Source organism: Desulfocicer niacini, from assembly GCF_054657595.1.
On the sequence record NZ_BAAHYK010000002.1, the window covers coordinates 22514 to 41892 of the forward strand.

Genomic DNA, 19379 nt, shown 5'->3' on the forward strand with positions numbered 1-19379 from the left:
AATTACAACGTTCTTAATTATAAGAGATTCCCTTAGAAGTCCTTTTTTGGGGGGGCAAGCCGATAAAAGATATAATTGGCTAAGGTATTATCACGTCAGATCTATTTAAATTCAAAATATCTGTCGGGGTCAGACCCCAAAGAAACGGTGATATTCTGGCCGTCCTTGATGGTGCCGTTTAAAAGCGCCAGGGCCAGGGGATTTTCCAGTTGCTGCTGGATGGTACGCTTCAGGGGTCTTGCCCCAAAGGCCGGGTCATAGCCGGATCGTGCCAGGGCCGTCTGGGCCGCTTCGTCCAGGGTAATCCGGATTTTTCGTGCAGCCAGTCGGTCATTGAGCTGACGGATCTGGATGCCGGCAATGGCCTTGATGTCTTCCATGTCAAGGTTCTGGAAGGTGATGATTTCGTCGATGCGGTTTAAAAATTCGGGCTTAAAGGCATCTTTCAATGCCCGGGCAATGGCGGCCTGGATCATCCGATCTTTTTCCGCTGGACCCTGGACATCAGTTTGTTCCCGATGGCCATCTGCAGCACTGACACCATGATGCCGGAAGCTGTCAATTCCTTCATGGAAGGAGTTGTCCTGTGCGCCATCCAACCCGGCATCATGATCCATGGCACCGATATAACCCACATCCGAGCTGATGCCCGCAGCCTCCTGGATAAACCGGGAACCCACATTGGAAGTCATGATGATGATGGTATTGGTGAAATCCACGGTGCGGCCCTGGCCATCGGTCATACGGCCGTCATCCAGCACCTGAAGCAGCACGTTAAACACATCGGGATGTGCCTTTTCTATCTCATCAAAGAGCAGCACCGAATAGGGTCTGCGGCGCACGGCCTCGGTGAGCGCCCCGCCTTCATCATAGCCCACATATCCCGGGGGCGCTCCAATGAGCCGGGCCACGGAATGTTTTTCCATGTATTCGGACATATCAATGCGCACCATGGCGGCCTCGGAGTCAAAAATAAACTCAGCCAGGGCCTTGGCAAGCTCGGTTTTTCCCACCCCGGTGGGTCCCATGAATATAAAGGTACCGATGGGTCGATCCGGGGACTGCAGGCCGGAACGGGCCCGGCGCACGGCATTGGACACGGCATCTATGGCTTTTTTCTGGCCGATGACCCGTTTTTTAATCTGGGACTCCATCTGTATGAGCTTCTCCTGTTCACCCTTTAACATGCGCGACACAGGAATACCGGTCCAGGCGGACACCACATCGGCAATGTCGGACTCGTCCACATCTTCTTTGAGCATGCGAAGTTCCTTCTGGGCCTGATCCAGTTCTGCTTTTTTATCAGCCAATGATTTTTTAAGGGTCTCCATGGTGCCATACCGAATCTGGGCCACCTTGGCCAGATCCCCTGCCCTTTCTGCCACCTGGGCCTGGGTCTGGGCCTGGTCCATCTGCTCTCTTATGGCGGTGATCTCCTGGATCAAGCCTTTTTCCATGTTCCAATGGATCTTCATGGGCTGGATCTCGTCCTTCATGTCGGCCAGGGATTTTTCAAGCTTTTCCAGGCGCTCCCGGGAGCCATCGTCCCTTTCTTTTTTCAGGGCCTGGCGCTCGATCTCCGCCTGGGTGATGCGGCGCTGGATCTCGTCAATGACCATGGGCATGCTGTCAATTTCTATGCGCATGCGAGAAGCAGCCTCGTCTATCAGATCAATGGCCTTGTCCGGCAGAAAGCGGTCGGCAATGTACCGGTGAGACAGGGTGGCCGCCGCCACAATGGCCGAATCTTTTATGCGCACCCCATGGTGCACCTCGTATTTTTCTTTCAGTCCCCGGAGGATGGAGATGGTGTCCTCCACCGTGGGTTCGGCGGCCAGCACCGGCTGGAACCGTCGCTCCAGGGCCGCATCCTTTTCTATGTATTTGCGGTACTCGTCCAGGGTGGTGGCCCCCACACAGCGAAGGGTACCCCGGGCCAAGGCGGGCTTAAGCATGTTAGAGGCATCCACCGAGCCCTCGGCGGCCCCGGCCCCCACCACGGTGTGCAGCTCATCAATGAACAGCACGATCTCCCCCTCGGAGGCCTCCACTTCTTTGAGTACCGCTTTTAAACGATCTTCAAATTCACCACGGTACTTGGCACCGGCCAGCATGGCCCCCATGTCAAGGGCAATCACCCGTCGGTTTTTAAGGCTTTCGGAAACATCCCCTTCAATGATGCGCTGGGCCAGACCCTCCACAATGGCGGTCTTACCAACCCCGGGCTCACCGATGAGAACCGGGTTGTTCTTGCGCCGCCGGGAGAGCACCTGAACAATACGGCGGATCTCCTCATCCCGGCCGATGACCGGGTCCAACTTCCCGGCCCGGGCAAGTTCGGTGAGATTTCGACCAAATTTTTCCAGGGCCTGGTATTTTTCTTCGGGGTTCTGGTCGGTGATGGTCTGGTTGCCCCGGATATCCCGCAGAACCTTTAAGATGGCATCCCTTGTAATACCCTGGGCCTTTAAAATATCGGCACAGGAGCCTTTGGCATCGGCCATGGCAAGCAGCAGATGTTCCAGGCTGACATACTGGTCTTTCATTTTGTCGGCTTCTTTAAAGGCCACATCAAAAAGGGACTGGGACTCCCGGGACAGATAGATCTGGGGTGCACTGCCGGTTATCTTGGCCTGGCTGGTCAAGGCACTATCCAGGGCAGTTATGACGCTGTCCAGGCTGCCACCTATTTTTGCAATGATGGATGCCGGAACCCCCTTGCGGTCCTCCAGCATCACCCGCAGCATGTGCAGGGGTTCAATGGTTGTGTGGTTATATTTCTGGGCCAGGGCTTGGGCGGAATGGATCATTTCCTGGGACTTGACGGTTAATTTTTCGGGGTTCATGTATTTCCTCCATGAGTTTTTTTATTCATGCGCATAAAGTAATACAAACCGATCTTTTGTCAAACCGAATGTTAAACGTGGAGGGAGTGGGGTCTGATTTGGCTTATAGGTGTTTTTATATGAACAAGAAAGTTTTGGGTGCTGGGTACTGGGTGTTTACAGAGATTGCTTTTTCATTGTTCGTTGTGCCGCCAACACATGTGGTTTACAAAAATAGACAGCCTCAAAAAAGCGAGAACAGAGCCCCCAACGGGTGGAGCAGTCGGCCCATTCGGAGCTAAAGGCGATCAGCCCATTTGCCCTGCCGGTCGTTAAGAAGCGCAGGCTGTTTGAGGACAAACCTGCCCGCAGTTCCTGCGCTTTAGGCCGGCAGGGCAAATGGGCCGCCGACGGTCCGGGGCCGGCTGCTCCACCCGTTGGGGGCGGCATAATGCCATTTTCATTCTTGGGCTTGCTCATAAGATGGGTCACCCTGGGGTGGGGTCAGGCTTGCGTTATTGACACTTTTGTTGAAAACTGTCTTTATACACAGTTGCTTGTCAAAAGCACAATAACACAAGCCTGACCCCGTTGGCCCAAGTGACAGGTGGCCCATGCTATGACCAAGCCCTCATTCTTCATTGGACTTAACAAGAAAATGCTCACCATATTAAACAACACCAATAAGCCAAGCCTGACCCCAATTACTGGGCGGCAGACAGGGCCGTCTCAAAAATAATTTCGCTCAAGGTGGGATGGGCATGGATGGTGTGGGCAAGCTCACTGACACTCAGACCTTTGTTCACGGCCAGGGTGCCCTCGGCAATGAGATCCGTGGCATGGGGACCGATAATGTGCACCCCCAACACCTTCCCCGTGGTTTTCTCTGCCACGATGCGGGCCTCTCCGGCAATCTCTCCCATGGCCTGGGCCTTGCCAATGGTGCGAAAATTCACCGCAGTACAGGTATAATCAATGCCCTGATCCCGGGCCTGGGCCTCGGTGATGCCCACATTACCTATTTCCGGCATGGTAAAAACGGCACCGGGCACAGCGGTATAATCCATCACCGCCCTGCCCCCCAGGGCATTTTCTGCAGCCACCATGCCCTCGTGGGAAGCCACATGGGCCAGCATGATGTGCCGTGGCCCCAGAATATCCCCGATGGCAAACACCCCCGGAACCTTTGTCTCCATGCTCGAATTAACGGGAATCCATCCCCTGTCATCCAGATCAAGGCCAATGTTTTCCAGGCCCAGCTCCCCGGACAGGGGGGATCTGCCGATGCACACCGCCATGGTGTCCGCCGTGAGTGTCACAGGTTTAATGCGCTTTTTCCGTTTTTCATGGGCAAAGGGAGAAATCCCCAGGGTAACGGCAAGGCCTTCCGCGGTATGTGCCATACCCTCCACCACCTGATCGGTGATAAAATTAATTTTGCGTTTTTTCATCTCCCGCTGGAGAATTTTAGAGCAGGCCTCATCCACCGACGGCAGGGGCAACAGCCGGGACATGGCCTCCACAATGGTGACTTCAGCACCCAGGGCGGAAAAAATACAGGCAAATTCACACCCGATAACGCCCCCCCCAACAATGACAATGGACCGTGGGATATAATCAATGCTCAACAGATCATTGCTGGATAAAATCCGTTCCCCATCAAAGGGAAAATCTGCAATATCAAGGGGTTCAGTGCCCACGGCAAGGATAAGACGATCATAATGAATTTCTTTTTCCCAGCTTTTTTCATCGGCCACAGAGACCACCCCCTGCTCTTTTATATATCCCCGGCCCTGCTCAAATTTCACATGGGCCTTTTCAAGCAGGCTCATGATTCCCTTGCGCTGGCTGTCTAAAATCTGCTGTTTCCGGGCCAGGATGGCCGCCATGTCCGCCGCAACGGCACCATCTATTTTTATGCCATAGGAAGCAGCCTCCCTGGTTTTGACCAGCAGATCCGCCGAGGTTTTCATGATCTTGGACGGAATGCATCCCCAGTTGAGGCAGGTACCCCCGGCATGGGCCTTTTCCACCACGGTGACATCCCCTCCCCGCCGTGCAGCTTCCAGGGCCGCCACATATCCCCCGGGGCCCGCACCGATAATCACTATTTTTTCCGCCATCTGTTTTTCTCCTTTACAAAATTAACAGAATTGATAAAATTACAGGATAAAATTCATTTTTTCCACAATTCACTGTTTTCGCATCGTTATTTAACACTGCTCATGCATTAAAATCAAGGGGCTGCTGCAGAGTCAATCTATTCAGGCGTGCTGGCATGCCCTGACAGCAAGTGACTGCTCCTTAGATCGGCAGTGTAAAAATACCACCAACTGTGCCCAAGCGCATGTAGCGGCCATTGGAAACGGTATACTTCCATATTCACCATTCTTTCTACCACAAATGAGTTGAGCTATATAAGAGCTAAACATCAAAAAATTGATATTAATTTGATGATTACATAAATTTATTTATTTTTAATTGACAATTCCATCATAACCCATTAAATACAAACTCGAGGACCGCACATATTTGAGGTTCTCAATAATTTAGAGCAGAGATTTAGACCATCATGAAAATTGACGATGTAAATATTGAGATTATCAAAGAACTTCGCCACGGCAGAAAATCGTTCAAGAAAATTGCTGACCAACTGAATATAACAGAAAACACGGTGCGTACCCGGGTGAACAAACTAAAAGAGGAAGGAGTCCTGGAAATATGCGGACTGTTTGATCCCTCTTGTCTTCCCGGACACCAGACAGTAATCATCGGTATTAAACTTTCCGCCGCCAATCTGGTGGAAAAGGGAGAGGAGATCTCAAAACTTATGGGGGTAATTTCCGCAAGTGTGGTCACCGGGCGATACGACCTGATCATTCAGGTGCTGTTCAAGCCGGGATTCGGACTTCTGGAATTTTACACCAACGAGATCTCCAAGGTCCAGGGAATCAATACCGTGGAGACCTTTGTGATTTATAAAGCCTATAATCTCAAGGTTCCCTATATATTATAAACGGCTCCAACAGTTACATTGCCAGGCCGAATATTTACCATTAAAAAGCTCCAGAAAAAATGGTTCCCCGGGTCAAGCCTCCCGGTGCATGGTGCTCCATGGAGCACCGCCAATACCAATCCGCAACATGAAGCCAGAAGGATAAGACCATGAAAACAACAATAAAAACAACACCCCTGAACCCCTGGCACCGGGATCATGGTGCCAACATGGCAGACTTTGGGGGCTTTGACATGCCTCTCTGGTATGAAACCGGTGTAAAAACCGAACATCTGGCCGTGATCCAGTCAGCGGGTATTTTTGACACCTCCCACATGGCATCGGTTATGGTCACAGGCAACGGTGCCTGGGATTTGCTACAGTATTGCCACACCAGGGATCTGTCCGGGCTTGTCAATGGTAGATGTGTGTATGGGGCTTTTTTAAATAAGCAGGGCCATGTCATTGACGATGCCATAGTCTATCGTTTTGGGGCAGAAGAATACATGGTGTGTGTCAATGCCGGCATGGGAACCACCGTTGCCGACCACCTCCGAGCCATAAATTCCAGCGATCTCAAAGAAAAAAACCATGACGGCACAAGCCCTGGCGCCGTTGACATCCAGGATCTTTCCGAAAACCTTGGAAAAGTGGACATACAGGGTAAGCATGCGGCCCGGGTGTTGCGTGGACTCATCCAAGACCCGGATACCGTTTTTAAAAACATGCCCTATTTTTCCTTCAAGGGTCATTTTGATGATAAAAACCCCCTTTCCGGTGGTGTCCGGCTGAAAAACGGTACGCCCATTCTGCTGTCCCGGTCTGGTTACACCGGAGAGTTCGGGTTTGAAATTTTCATCACCCCCTGCGAAGTGGTGAACCTGTGGGAAGATCTGCTTTCGGCCGGGGCCGCCTTTGATGTCATTGCCTGCGGTCTGGGGGCCAGAGATTCGCTGCGGGCCGGGGCCATGCTGCCCCTGTCACACCAGGACATAGGGCACTGGAAATTCATACACCATCCCTGGATGTTTGCCCTGCCCCTGACATCCAACGGCAGGGGGTTTACCAAATCATTCCTGGGGGACCAGGCCCTTATGGACCCGGTAGACACCTTTTATACCCTTGCCTTTGCCGGAGAAAATCTTAAAAAAGTGTCCAGCGGTCCCGGGTCCCAGGTGTTGGATGAAAACGGTACGGTGCTTGGAACCGTGCTCACCTGTGCCACGGACATGGCCATCGGGTGGCATGATGGCAAGATCTTAAGCATTGCATCGCCGGATCTGCCAGGTGATTTCAAGGCCCGGGGTATCAGCTGTGGCTTTATCCGTGTGGATCAGCCCCTGACGGCCGGCACCCGCCTGGTACTCCAGGAGAAAAAACGCAAAATCAATGTTACAGTGGTTTCCGATGTTCGTCCCCACCGCACGGCCCGACAGAAAATTGATCATTTTCTGAGTTCATTTTAGTTCGGCTGGGCAAAAGGGCCGTCGACGGTCCGAGGCCGAATCGGGTAACCCTTGGGGACGTCATCATGCCATTTTCGTTATTTGGGCTTGGTCATAAAATGGAGCATTCATCATAATTGGCAGGCCAACGGGGTCAGGCTATCGGGGATTAGATCCTGAGTCTTTTTCAGGCGCTATGCTTTTGACAACTTTTTGTGTTTCAAGGTGCATTTAAACTAAATCGTCAATAACGCAAACCTGACCCCCAATTTTACAAAGGGAGGATAGCAAAATGAAAGAGATCAATGAATTGAATCTGCCGGAAAATATCAAGTATTCTAAAGATCATGAATGGGCATCCATTCAGGGGGATGTGGTCACCGTGGGCATAAACGACTATGCCCAGGACCAGCTGGGGGAGGTGGTATTTGTGGAAATGCCCCAGGAAGGAGATTCCTTTGATGAGGGTGAAGAGTTCGGCACAGTGGAATCCGTCAAGGCGGTTTCTGAGCTTTACTGCCCGGTTTCCGGCGAAGTTGTGGAAATCAATGAAGCGCTGGAAGATTCCCCGGAGCTGGTGAACAATGATCCCTACCAGGGGGGCTGGATTATGAAAATAAAAACTGACAACCCTTCTGAAATGGACAACCTTATGGACAAAGCAGCATACCTTGAGATGCTGAAAGGATAAGGGTAAATGCCATGCGTTATCTTCCCCATACCCCGCAGGATATTGCCCAGATGCTTCAAAAAACCGGCCATGCCGGCCTGGAAGATCTGTTTGCAACCATCCCGGAAAAATTCAGGATAAACGGTAAACTGGAGCTTCCCGACCCGCTCACGGAATGGGAACTCAATGCCCACATGGACGAATTGTCATCCACAATGTGTGCCTTTCCCAAAAACAAGATCTTCCTGGGGGCGGGCAGCTATCCCCATCACATCCCTTCCGTGATTCCCTCACTTATCAATCGATCTGAGTTTGCCACCGCCTACACCCCCTACCAACCGGAAATCAGCCAGGGGACCCTCCAGGGTATCTACGAATTCCAGACCATGATCACGGAACTGCTGGGCACGGAAGTGGCCACCGCCTCCCATTATGACTGCGGAACGGCGCTGACCGAAGCCCTGCTCATTGCCCTCAGGAAAAAGAAAAAAGTCAATAAGGTGGCGGTGTCCTGCCTGGTGCATCCCCACCACCGCCAGATGATCAACACCTATTTTGCCCCGGCGGGATTTGAAATGGTGGAAATCCCCATGGCCGGTGATGGCACCACAGACCTTGCCGCCGTGGCTGCCATGGACGACATTGCCGCCGTGGCCGTGCAGTCCCCGAATTTCTTAGGCTGCATTGAAGATCTGGACGGGGTAAAGGCCATGGCCGACAGCAAGAACGCTCTTTTCATCACATCGTTCACCGAAGGCCTGGCCTGGGGTCTTTTAAAAAACCCTGGCAGCTTCGGGGCCGATATTGTGGCCGGTGAGGGCCAGAGTTTCGGTATTGCCCAAAGTTTTGGCGGTCCCGGCCTTGGTATTTTGACGGCCAAGAAAAAATATGTTCGCGACCTGCCCGGTCGTCTGGTGGGCCGCACCAAAGACCGTAACAACGAAGAGGGGTTTGTTCTTACCCTGTCCACAAGGGAACAGCACATCAGAAGGGAAAAAGCAAGTTCCAACATCTGCTCCAACAATGGCCTCAATGCCCTCACCGCAGCCATGTATCTGGCCACAGTGGGTAAAATCGGCATCCGGGAGATTGCACAAATCAACCATGACAAGGCTTCTTTTCTGCGGGATCAGCTGGTGGATGCGGGATTTGAGATTGCCTTTGAAAGACCTTTTTTCAACGAATTTGCCCTGAAGGCCCCAAAGGGGTATGGGGTGAAACGCCAGGCATTAAAGAAAAAGGGCATCCTGGCCGGATTGAGCCTGGAGTGCTACTACCCTGCCCTGAAAAATCACTACCTGTTCTGCGCCACGGAGGTGTTTTCCCGGCAGGACATGGAACATCTGGCCAAGGAGGTGAAAAATGGCTGATACCACCGGAACCGGCGGACTGATATTCAAGGAAGCCCTGTTGTGGGAAAAAAGCCGTGAAGGACGCTGTGCCATGTCCATCCCCACCCGGGATGTACCGGTGGCACCACTTGATTCCGCCCTTGTGGGAGAGGCACCGGAGCTGCCCCAGCTGGGTGAATTTGATGTGGTGCGCCACTATACAAGGCTTTCCCAGTGGAACTTTGGTCTGGATTCGGGCATGTACCCATTGGGGTCCTGCACCATGAAATACAATCCCAAAATCAATGAAGTTCAGGCGGCCCGACCGGGTTTTGCCGGGGCCCACCCCATGATTGATGATGAACTCTCCCAGGGCGCCCTGGAACTGCTCTATCATATGGAGCAATACCTGGCCGAAATCACGGGCATGGCCGCCACCACGCTGCAGCCCGCTGCCGGGGCCCATGGGGAACTCACCGGCATGCTGGTGATCCACGCCTTTCATGAAAAACAGGGACACCAACGCTCTAAAATCATCATCCCGGATACGGCCCATGGCACCAACCCGGCATCGGCCTCCCTTTGCGGGTATGAATCGGTGAACATTCGGTCCGGACCGGAAGGAATACTAACCCCGGAGGCCGTGGCTGCGGTTATGGATGAAGACACCGCAGGCATCATGATCACCAACCCCAACACCCTGGGGCTGTTTGAAGAAAACCTGCGGGAAATCGCCGACATCGTCCATGCCAAAGGCGGACTGGTCTACGGGGACGGGGCCAACCTGAACGCCATCATGGGCATTGTCAAACCAGCGGATCTGGGCATTGACGTTATTCACTTTAACCTTCACAAGACCTTTTCCACCCCCCATGGCGGTGGCGGCCCCGGGTCCGGTCCCATCTCTGTGGTGAAAAAACTTGCACCTTTTCTGCCCGTGCCCCGGGTGGAAAAAACAGCTGATGGATATCGTCTGGTACACACCACCCCGGATGCCATCGGCCGCATGCTCACCTTTCATGGGCACTTCGGGATCATTGTACGGGCCTATGCCTATATCCGGTCCATGGGAGCCCAAGGACTCACCGATGTGAGCAGGTATGCCGTGCTCAATGCCAACTACATCAAGGCAGGTCTGCGGGATGATCTTCATCTGCCCTATGACCGGCCTTGCATGCACGAGTGCGTGTTCACCGACAAAAATCAGGTGGACACCGACATCACCACCCTGGACATGGCCAAGCGCATCATGGACTACGGATTTCACCCCCCCACCATTTATTTTCCTTTGGTGGTGCATGGTGCCATCATGATTGAACCCACGGAAACCGAGAGCAAGCAGACCCTTGATCAATTCATTGAAGCATTCAAGGCAGTGGTGAAAGAGGCAAAGGAAACACCGGAAATCTTGAAAAAAGCACCCCATCTGTCCAAGGTCTCCCGACTGGATGAGGTAACCGCCGCCCGGAAACCGGTACTTCGGGGATAAAATCAGAGAGGGGTCAGGCTTGGCTTATGGGTGTTATTTGATATAACCCGCATGTCCTTGCAGTACAACGAATAATGGGCCGTAGACGCGGAGCCAAATGGTATTATACCGCCGTCCCCCCGACGGCCAATGGTCCCGGACCGGAACTGTAGACAGCTCAATTGTCCGGTTCCTATTGCCCATCGGGGGGGCGGCTCTGCTGAGGTTGCCTTGGAGGCTGCCTTTTCATATAACCCACATGTCAGGATACACACAACAAAACATGGGGCGTAGACGCGGAGCCAAATGGCAATATGCCGCCCTGAAAGGTCTCCCGATCCGGTCCTCCCTGAAAAGGTATTACGAATGACAAACAACGCCCATAAGCCAAGCCTGACCCCAATAATGGATCTGGGGCTGTTAGATTACCAGGAGGCCCTGGATCTGCAGCAGCAGTATGTGGAGGAGAAAAAGAGCGGTATCCGAAAACAAGATATTATTCTGGTGCTGGAGCATCCGGCGGTGTTTACACTGGGTCGCCGGGGGGGACGAGAAAATCTGGTGGTATCCGAGGCCTTTTTAAAGGAACGGGGGATACCCGTGGTGCAGACCGGTCGGGGGGGTAACATCACCTTCCATGGTCCGGGCCAACTGGTGGTGTACCCCATCATAGACCTGAACCGGGCCGGCATGGGGGTGGCTGATTTTGTCCATCTGCTGGAAGAGATCATGATCAAAACAGCTGCCCATGCCGGGGTGACGGCCCACCGCAGCCAGATGAACCATGGCATCTGGGTGAAAAACCGGAAACTTGGGTCCATCGGGCTATCCGTTACCCGGGGCATCTGCTTCCATGGACTGGCATTGAATGTGAATCTGGATCTCACCCCCTTTTCCTGGGTTAATCCCTGCGGCCTTACCGGGGTTTCCATGACCTCCCTGGAAACAGAAACCAGAAAAAAAGATCAGGGTGCCACGGTGTCCATGGACAGGGTGAAATCACATCTTCTCCATTCCCTCACCAATGCCATTGGGTGACAGCGCCGTTTTTTTATATAAAAAGGTAGCCTTCAAGTTTACCTCAGCAGAGCCGCCCTCCGATGGGCAATGGGAACCGGACAATTGGGCTGTCTACAGTTCCGGTCCGGGACCGTTGCCCGTCGGGGGGCGGCGGCATAATGCCATTCTCATTATTCGTTGTGGCTGGTGATTACAGCCATGTATGTTTATATGGAAGGGTAGCCTTCAAGTTTACCTCAGCAGAGCCGCCCTCCGATGGGCAATGGGAACCGGACAATTGGGCTGTCTACAGTTCCGGTCCGGGACCATTGCCCATCGGGGGGCGGCGGCATAATGCCATTTGGCTTCGCGTCTACGACACTATATTTGTGGTGTCCGACAGGACATGACCTTTATAAGAATTTACCATTTTCCCGGAGCTGTATCCATATAGTGCAGTGATCCATGTGATGACCAACCCCCAAAAAAAAGATTGCTTTGGTAACAATGAAAATAAAAACCAGAAAACCTGAATGGTTAAAGCGTCCCCTGCCCAGGGGACCGGAATACGAAAAGGTAAGACACCTGCTGGCAGGTGCCCGGCTGACAACGGTGTGCCAGGAAGCCAAATGTCCCAACATGTGGGAATGCTTTTCCAGGCGCACGGCCACCTTCATGATATTGGGCTCCCAGTGCACAAGAAACTGCCGGTTCTGCAACGTCACCCCGGGTGCACAGCCACTGCCCGACCCCCAGGAACCCCGACGGGTGGCCCAGGCAGCTCTGGAACTGGGTCTCTCCTATGTGGTGGTCACCTCGGTGACCAGAGATGATATGCCCGACGGCGGAGCCGGTCATTTTGCCGCCACCATACATGAAATCAAAACCCTGCTGCCGGAAAACACCCGGGTGGAGGTGCTCATACCCGATTTTATGGGGGATGCCAAAGCCCTTCAGCAGGTCATGGATGCACACCCCGATGTGTTAAACCACAACATAGAAACCGTGCCCGCCCTGTATCGCAAAGCCCGACCCGAAGCGGATTATCAGCGATCTCTCACCCTTTTACAACGGGCCTCCGCCATGGGAAAACATCATATCCCCCCCCGCGCACGGCCCATCCCCATAAAGTCCGGTATCATGGTGGGGCTTGGCGAAACCCGGGAAGAACTGGAGCAAACCATCAGGGATTTAAAAAACCATGGGTGTGACATTGTCACCATCGGCCAGTATCTCCAGCCGTCCAGGGATCATCTGCCCGTGGTGAAATACTATCCTCCCGAAGAATTTGAGCAATTGAAACGCTTTGCCCGATCCACGGGGTTTACCACCGTTGCCTGCGGACCCTTTGTCAGAAGCTCCTATCAGGCAGACCAACTGTGCCCGGGTGGCTGCTGAAACCAGTGGAAACATCCCCGTTGAGTCGCCCACTGTGACGGGTGGCCCATGTTGTGAGGGGCGGATTCCTATTCCCCCGGTCGAAGGCTTCATTGGCGCAGCAATGGCCTGATTACGGCAGATGTTATGGCAAGCTTCAAAATCTCATGCATGACAGTTGTTTCTCTATTGACACATTTATCCATCACAGGTACTATGCCCAACGTACCGTCCTCATGACGGGATCTCCAAGTGACCCTCTAAGACCATTTTGTGGAAGGATGATGCAATATGTTTTATGAAGCCATATATCAGCCCAAAAATGAAGATGCGTTGAGTGACAAGGCAAAAAAGTTCATCGGACGACTGATCGCCGTGCAGGATGGCGGGCAAGAGAAAACGTCGCCCGGAAAAAACCAGGTGGTATACATTGCGTCCCCCAACATTGGCTTGATTCCCAATACGGATCTTGACAATATTACCAGTATTCCCCACAAAAAATGGGTGGGGCTTAGCGAACTCAATAGCCAGGATTGATTCCACCGTCTCCGGCAGATATTGTTTGTTTGCTCACCTGAATTTCAATAAATTTTAAATTCCTCAAAAACGGTCTTCTCTCCCAGAGTGGACCGTTTTTTTATTTCTTCAGACCCATGGTACAGATGCTGATAATAAGATTTTCCAGAAGAACCAGGGGATGGTCGGTGGCGGATTTCATGCGATGATCCAGATCAGCAAGCTCCATGAGAATCCCTATCAGCTCCTTCTGGCTAAACCCGTCAGATTTTAAAAAAGTCTGATAAATGGGATATGCATTTTTGGGATTGGGAGCCATTAAAAGATCTGTGACCGGTTTCTTTTTACCAGCGGCTTTCTTGGCTGCCCCTGATTTCTTACCGGTACCTGCTTTCCCTTTATTTTTACCAGGTCCGGCTTTTTTGTCTGGGGCAGTGTCGGCCTGCTCAAGGGGCAGATTATCCTCCCATTTCGCTAAACGGGCAGTCATGGCTTCATCTTCCCGCACCAGCACCGGCAGGGTCCCCCGGGTGAACTGCTGGTAACTCTGCCCGGGATGCCACACCATTTCGCCTTTCAACACACAGGCATCCACAAAAGCCTTTACCCGGGTAATTTTTCGTATCTGGTTGGTCAATGCCTTTAAAAACTGCAGGGGATGGGTGCCCTCATGGGTCAGAGATCGGAAATAAAACAGGGCAGATGCAGCATTTCGATCTGCCACGGCATTGGTGAATTCAAAAATGGCATCCTTTCGGGTACGTTCCACCAGGTTGCGCACATCAGCTGCGGTAATGCCGGGCCGGGGACCGATAAAGGCCACCAGTTTTTCCAGATTATCCACCAGGGTGGCGGGATCAAATCCCACAAGTTCCGTAAGCAGTGTAAAGGCCTGGCCGTCAATGCCCTTTTCCGCCGGCGCCAGCACCTGTTCCATGAGGGTACGCAACAAGGCTGTCTGCTCTATCTTGTCAGCCTTGCGATTGCCCTGGGGCACGGAACAGTCCACCACCAGACCACAGGTACTGAAGGCTTTAAACAGAGTACGACGTCTGTCCGCTGAAGGTGTGGTAACCAGCAGATAATGCCCCGAAGGAAAACCTTTTTCCATGAGTTGCTGCAATGAGTCAAGATCGTCGGCGGTAAATCCCGGCTGACGATCCGTGGAAAACAAAGGGATCTCCTTGGCCGCCACCACCAGTCGATCCTGGAGCATGGAATAGGTGGACAGACGTTGCACCATCACCGGCACCCGGGCTTCCTCGCCATCCAGAAAATCGTACCCAAGCCCCCGCTGTTCCTGGGGCAGCAGGACATCAAGCACACGGTTAAATATTTTACGGCACAAAAAGGACTCACCATGGATGAGATACACCGGCGGCAAATCCTTAAAAGGGGTGGTTTTAAGCCATTGGGAAAGTTCTGTGTGTTTAATTTCCGCCAAGAATCACCGCCTGGACCGGCCATAAAGCCACACCAACATGATCACCGCCACCAGGGCCATGGCCATACCGATGGTCTGGGACGGAGAAATCACCTGGAACATGAACTCCCCCCGGTCATCCCCCCGGAAAATTTCCAAAACCGATCGAAAAATACCATACAGCAGAATATAGAGCCAGAAGAGTGCCCCGGAAAAAATTGATTTTCTATCCATGAGCAACAGCACAGCAAATATAATCAGATTGGATGCCACGGCATAAAGCTGGGTGGGATGCAGGGAAATGTTCAGGGGAGCCAGGGATTCGGGGTTGGTAAAGGTGATGGCCCAGGGAAGAGCACAGGCTTTACCATAACAGCATCCGGCAAACAGGCAGCCGAACCGGCCCACAGCATGGCCAAGCGCGATGGCCGGGGCCAGGAGGTCCGCCGTGGACCACAGGTCAAACCCCTTTTTTTTAATGTAGACCATGGCAGCCACCAGGGCCACCATGAATCCCCCGTAAAACACCAGGCCCCCGTTCCAGATCTTGAACACGTCCAGGGGATGTTCTGAAAAAATAGAAAAATTCTGAATCACATAAAAGAGCCGGGCACCCAGAATGGCAGATACGAGAATCACCAGAAAAAGATCGGTGATCTCCTGGCTTTTTATGGCAAGGGCTTTTGTTCCGGCACGCCTTGAGGCAAACCAGATGGCACTCATGAATCCCAGGGCCACAAAGAGTCCATAGGTGTACAGGGTGATGCTGCCGATTTTAAATAGAATGGGATGCAATGGGTGGCTCCTGAATTGAGTCTTGGGAGGTTATGGGTTTATGGGTTCTAGGTTCTGGGGATCCGCAGGGATGCCGCGACGGTACGGTGCCGGATCAGGCCATCGTTGGGGACGGCACAATGCTATTTCCATTGCGCGTTGTGCATCCGCCATACCTGCTTCCTTATATATCAGGAATACGATTGAGAAGGACGTGGTAACAGAGAATGCCCATGCCGATGCAGATGGCGCTGTCGGCCACATTAAAGGCAGGCCAGTGGTAACTGCCGATGTAAAAGTCCAGAAAATCCACCACCTGGCCGAACCGAAAGCGATCAATAAGATTGCCCACGGCCCCGCCGAATACGGCGGCAAGGCCCATGGACAAGAATACAAACTCCCGGGACACCTTGGCATAAAACCACAAAAGGGCCAGGGACACCACCGAGGAGACAAACAGAAAAAAGAACTGGCGCACCCCGGCGGACTGCTGGGCAAACATGCCAAAGGCCCCACCGGGGTTGAGTACATGGGTGATATTAAAAAAAGAAGTCACCTGAATACTGTCATAAAGGGCCAGGCGTTGCAGGATCACAGCCTTGGTGATCTGATCCAGCACCATCACGGCCCCGGCAATGAGAACAAGGCGTTTCAGGGTCTTTTTTTCCATCCACATCATGGGATATTATGCCTCGACACCAATGACATCCAGGGCACCGGCACACCGACTGCATGTACCGGGCAGATCCTCCCTGTGTCCGGTGGTGTCGTCGTAGCGCCAGCAGCGCTCGCACTTATCGCCCTTTGCCTTTGCCACCGTTACGCAGAGGCCTTCAATCTCTTTGCTGTGAAAGCCTTCTTCCACCGGGGCATTTAGAAGTGTTGCCTGGGAAACAATGAAAATATCCCGAAGATCAGCACCAAATCCCGCCAGGATTTCCTTTACATCGGAATCAGCCACATGGATGGCAATGGCGGCATCCAGGGGATGACCGATGAGTTTGGCGGTTCTGGCCTCTTCCAGGGCCCTTGTCACCTCGGCCCGGACATCCAGAATCTTCTGCCATCTGCGTCCCAGGGTTTCATCCTTCCAGGCAGGGTCCACCTGGGGGCGCTGGGTGAGATGGACACTTTCGGCCTTGCCTTTGAAATCGGGCATGTGGGTCCACACCTCTTCTGCGGTGAAGGGCAAAATGGGGGCCATGACCCGGATGATGCCGTCCAGCAGATAGTACATCACACTCTGGGCATTGCGCCTTGCCTTGTCCGCCGGTGGGGATGTATAAAGACGGTCTTTATTGATGTCCAGATAAAAGGCCGACAGCTCCACCACACAGAAATTGTGCATGGCATGGTAGATGGTGTGAAACTCGTAGCTGTCATAGGCCTTCAGAGATTTTTCAATCAAAGTCGCCAGACGGTGCAGCACAAATCGATCCATATCCGTCATGGCCGACACCGGCTGAAGATCGGTGTCCGGATTAAAATCGGACAGGTTCCCCAGCATGAACCGGCAGGTGTTACGAATGCGACGGTAGGCATCGGACAGCTGACGCACGATGTTGTCTGAAATCCGGACATCATCCCGGTAATCCGCCGAGGCCACCCAAAGCCTTAAAATATCCGCCCCGTGCTGTTTGATGATCTTTTCCGGGGCCACCACATTGCCCACGGATTTAGACATCTTCTTTCCCTGGGAATCCACCACAAACCCATGGGTGAGCACGGCTTTATAGGGGGCCTGTCCGGTGCGGCCCACGGCGGTGAGAAGAGAGGAGTGAAACCAGCCCCGGTGCTGGTCACTGCCCTCCAGGTACAGGTCGGCGGGTCGGCGAAGAGTTTCCCTTTCTTCCAGCACGGCGGCATGGCTCACGCCCGAATCAAACCACACGTCCAGGATATTATGGTCTTTTTGAAAATTGGCACCACCGCATTTTGCGCACACGGCACCTTCGGGCATAAGATCCCGGGCCTCTTTTTCAAACCAGATATCCGAAGAATGTTCCAGGAACAGGGCATGGATTTTATCCACGGATGCTCTGGTGACATACACTTCACGGCAGTCCTCACAATGAAACACCGGGATGGGAACCCCCCAGGAACGCTGGCGGGAAAGACACCAGTCCGGCCGGTGCTCGATCATGGAATAGATCCGGGCCTTACCCCAACCGGGAATCCAGTTGACATTGTCGATCTCTTCCAGGCTTTTCTTACGCAGGCCCTTGTTATCCATGGAGATGAACCACTGGGGAGTGGCCCGGAAAATCACCGGTTTTTTGCACCGCCAGCAGTGGGGATAGGAGTGGGTCATGGGGGAATGCTTAACCAGTGCCCCCAGGCTCTCCAGCTTTTCAATGATGCCCTGGTTGGCCTTTAAAATAAACTGGCCCTCAAAATCCGGTACCTCATCGGTGAAACATCCGCCGTCGTTCACCGGAGAATAGGGTTCAAGGCCGTAACGAAGGCCCACCACATGGTCATCGGCACCATGACCCGGAGCGGTGTGCACGCAGCCGGTACCGGCCTCCAGGGTGACGTGTTCCCCCAGGATAATCAGGGAATCCCTGTCGTACATGGGATGATTGCAGCGTCTGTTTTCAAGGTCTTTTGCCTCAATTTCCCCCAGAAGGGTGTAGCCTTCAATGGCAAATTCAGCCATGACCTTTTCCACCAGATCCCGGGCCACGATCATCACGCCCTGATCCGGGGTCTTTACCGCCGCATAGATGAAATCCGGATGCAGGCACACGCCAAGGTTGGCGGGGATGGTCCAGGGGGTGGTGGTCCAGATCACCATGGAGGCTGTCTGTTCGGAGGGTTCCGTTTTCAGGGCCGGCACCAGATCGCTGATGTCATCCTTTAAGGGAAACTTCACATAGATGGAGGGTGACCCATGGTCATGGTATTCAATCTCCGCCTCGGCCAGGGCCGTCCCACAGGAGCAGCACCAGTAGATGGGTTTTTTCCCCAGGAACATGTCGCCACTCAGGGCAAATTCACCGCACTCTTTGGCAATGCGTGCCTCGTAGGCGTTGTTCATGGTGAGATAGGGTTTTTCCCACTCGCCGGCCACGCCGAAACGCTTGAACTCATCCCGCTGAATATCCACAAAGCCTGCGGCATATTTCCGGCAGGCCTGGCGAACTTCCACCGGGGTCATCTCTTTTTTCTTTGAGCCCAGTTTTTTATCCACATTGTGCTCAATGGGAAGGCCGTGGCAGTCCCATCCCGGCACATAGGGGGCATCAAATCCATCCATCTGTTTGGACCGGATGATGATATCCTTTAAGATCTTATTGATGGCATGACCGATGTGGAGATGGCCGTTGGCATAGGGAGGGCCGTCATGGAGAATAAAAGAAGGACGTCCCTTGGCGGCTTGGCGCATTTTTTGATAAAGACCGTTTTCTTCCCATTCCTTCAGCTGGCCGGGTTCTTTGTTGGCAAGATTTGCCTTCATGGCAAACTTGGTCACCGGCAGGTTCAACGTTTTCTTATAGTCCATCTGTCCTCCACACTGGGGTGTATCTATTATATTTGTGTTATTTCAAATAAA

At 53.0% G+C, this 19379-nt stretch carries 15 protein-coding genes; 8 read left to right on the forward strand and 7 right to left on the reverse strand.

The features are described 5' to 3' along the window. Positions 1-101: 101 nt before the first annotated feature. From ACYQ2M_RS01085 to lpdA, 3 genes are all read right to left on the reverse strand, one after another. Positions 102-2846 (reverse strand): ATP-dependent Clp protease ATP-binding subunit, encoded by a 2745-nt coding sequence (locus tag ACYQ2M_RS01085; RefSeq protein WP_459914457.1) that lies wholly within the window; start codon positions 2844-2846, stop codon positions 102-104. Positions 2847-3002: 156 nt separating this feature from the next. Beyond that, the gene (locus ACYQ2M_RS01090; protein ID WP_459914458.1) at positions 3003-3305 is read right to left on the reverse strand and encodes a hypothetical protein; all 303 of its coding nucleotides are present in this window, start codon (positions 3303-3305) and stop codon (positions 3003-3005) included. 224 nt (positions 3306-3529) lie between these two features. Continuing rightward, a complete protein-coding gene (lpdA, locus tag ACYQ2M_RS01095; RefSeq protein WP_459914459.1) occupies positions 3530-4948 on the reverse strand; it encodes a dihydrolipoyl dehydrogenase in 1419 nt (472 codons plus the stop codon). Positions 4949-5397: 449 nt separating this feature from the next. On the opposite strand from lpdA, the gene ACYQ2M_RS01100 reads away from it, so the two are divergent. From ACYQ2M_RS01100 to ACYQ2M_RS01135, 8 genes are all read left to right on the forward strand, one after another. Continuing rightward, positions 5398-5841, forward strand: a complete 444-nt coding sequence (locus ACYQ2M_RS01100; RefSeq protein ID WP_459914460.1) for an Lrp/AsnC family transcriptional regulator — start codon at positions 5398-5400, stop codon at positions 5839-5841. A 149-nt stretch (positions 5842-5990) separates the two neighbouring features. Beyond that, positions 5991-7286: an aminomethyl transferase family protein gene (locus ACYQ2M_RS01105; protein WP_459914461.1), complete on the forward strand. Its 1296-nt coding sequence runs from the start codon at positions 5991-5993 to the stop codon at positions 7284-7286. A gap of 271 nt (positions 7287-7557) precedes the next feature. Then, positions 7558-7956, forward strand: coding sequence for a glycine cleavage system protein GcvH (gene gcvH / locus ACYQ2M_RS01110; RefSeq protein WP_459914462.1), 399 nt, complete (start codon positions 7558-7560; stop codon positions 7954-7956). A gap of 11 nt (positions 7957-7967) precedes the next feature. Further along, the gene (gene gcvPA, locus ACYQ2M_RS01115; protein WP_459914463.1) at positions 7968-9305 is read left to right on the forward strand and encodes an aminomethyl-transferring glycine dehydrogenase subunit GcvPA; all 1338 of its coding nucleotides are present in this window, start codon (positions 7968-7970) and stop codon (positions 9303-9305) included. Continuing rightward, complete coding sequence (gcvPB, locus tag ACYQ2M_RS01120; RefSeq protein ID WP_459914464.1) at positions 9298-10755, forward strand: aminomethyl-transferring glycine dehydrogenase subunit GcvPB; 1458 nt, start codon at positions 9298-9300, stop codon at positions 10753-10755. Before gcvPA ends, gcvPB begins: the two co-directional genes overlap by 8 nt. 345 nt (positions 10756-11100) lie before the next feature. Further along, positions 11101-11772: a lipoyl(octanoyl) transferase LipB gene (lipB, locus tag ACYQ2M_RS01125; RefSeq protein WP_459914465.1), complete on the forward strand. Its 672-nt coding sequence runs from the start codon at positions 11101-11103 to the stop codon at positions 11770-11772. Positions 11773-12240: 468 nt separating this feature from the next. Then, complete coding sequence (gene lipA / locus ACYQ2M_RS01130) at positions 12241-13131, forward strand: lipoyl synthase (RefSeq protein ID WP_459914466.1); 891 nt, start codon at positions 12241-12243, stop codon at positions 13129-13131. Between the two features lie 270 nt (positions 13132-13401). Further along, positions 13402-13647, forward strand: coding sequence for a hypothetical protein (locus ACYQ2M_RS01135; protein ID WP_459914467.1), 246 nt, complete (start codon positions 13402-13404; stop codon positions 13645-13647). Between the two features lie 100 nt (positions 13648-13747). On the opposite strand, the gene holA is transcribed toward ACYQ2M_RS01135, so the two are convergent. From holA to ileS, 4 genes are all read right to left on the reverse strand, one after another. Continuing rightward, entirely contained in the window at positions 13748-15070 is a 1323-nt protein-coding gene (gene holA / locus ACYQ2M_RS01140; protein WP_459914468.1) for a DNA polymerase III subunit delta, read from the reverse strand. 3 nt (positions 15071-15073) lie between these two features. Continuing rightward, the gene (lgt, locus tag ACYQ2M_RS01145; protein ID WP_459914469.1) at positions 15074-15844 is read right to left on the reverse strand and encodes a prolipoprotein diacylglyceryl transferase; all 771 of its coding nucleotides are present in this window, start codon (positions 15842-15844) and stop codon (positions 15074-15076) included. Positions 15845-16007: 163 nt separating this feature from the next. Continuing rightward, complete coding sequence (lspA, locus tag ACYQ2M_RS01150; RefSeq protein WP_459914470.1) at positions 16008-16502, reverse strand: signal peptidase II; 495 nt, start codon at positions 16500-16502, stop codon at positions 16008-16010. A 6-nt stretch (positions 16503-16508) separates the two neighbouring features. Continuing rightward, on the reverse strand, positions 16509-19328 hold the full coding sequence (gene ileS, locus ACYQ2M_RS01155) for an isoleucine--tRNA ligase (RefSeq protein WP_459914471.1): 2820 nt from the start codon (positions 19326-19328) through the stop codon (positions 16509-16511). Positions 19329-19379 lie beyond the last annotated feature (51 nt).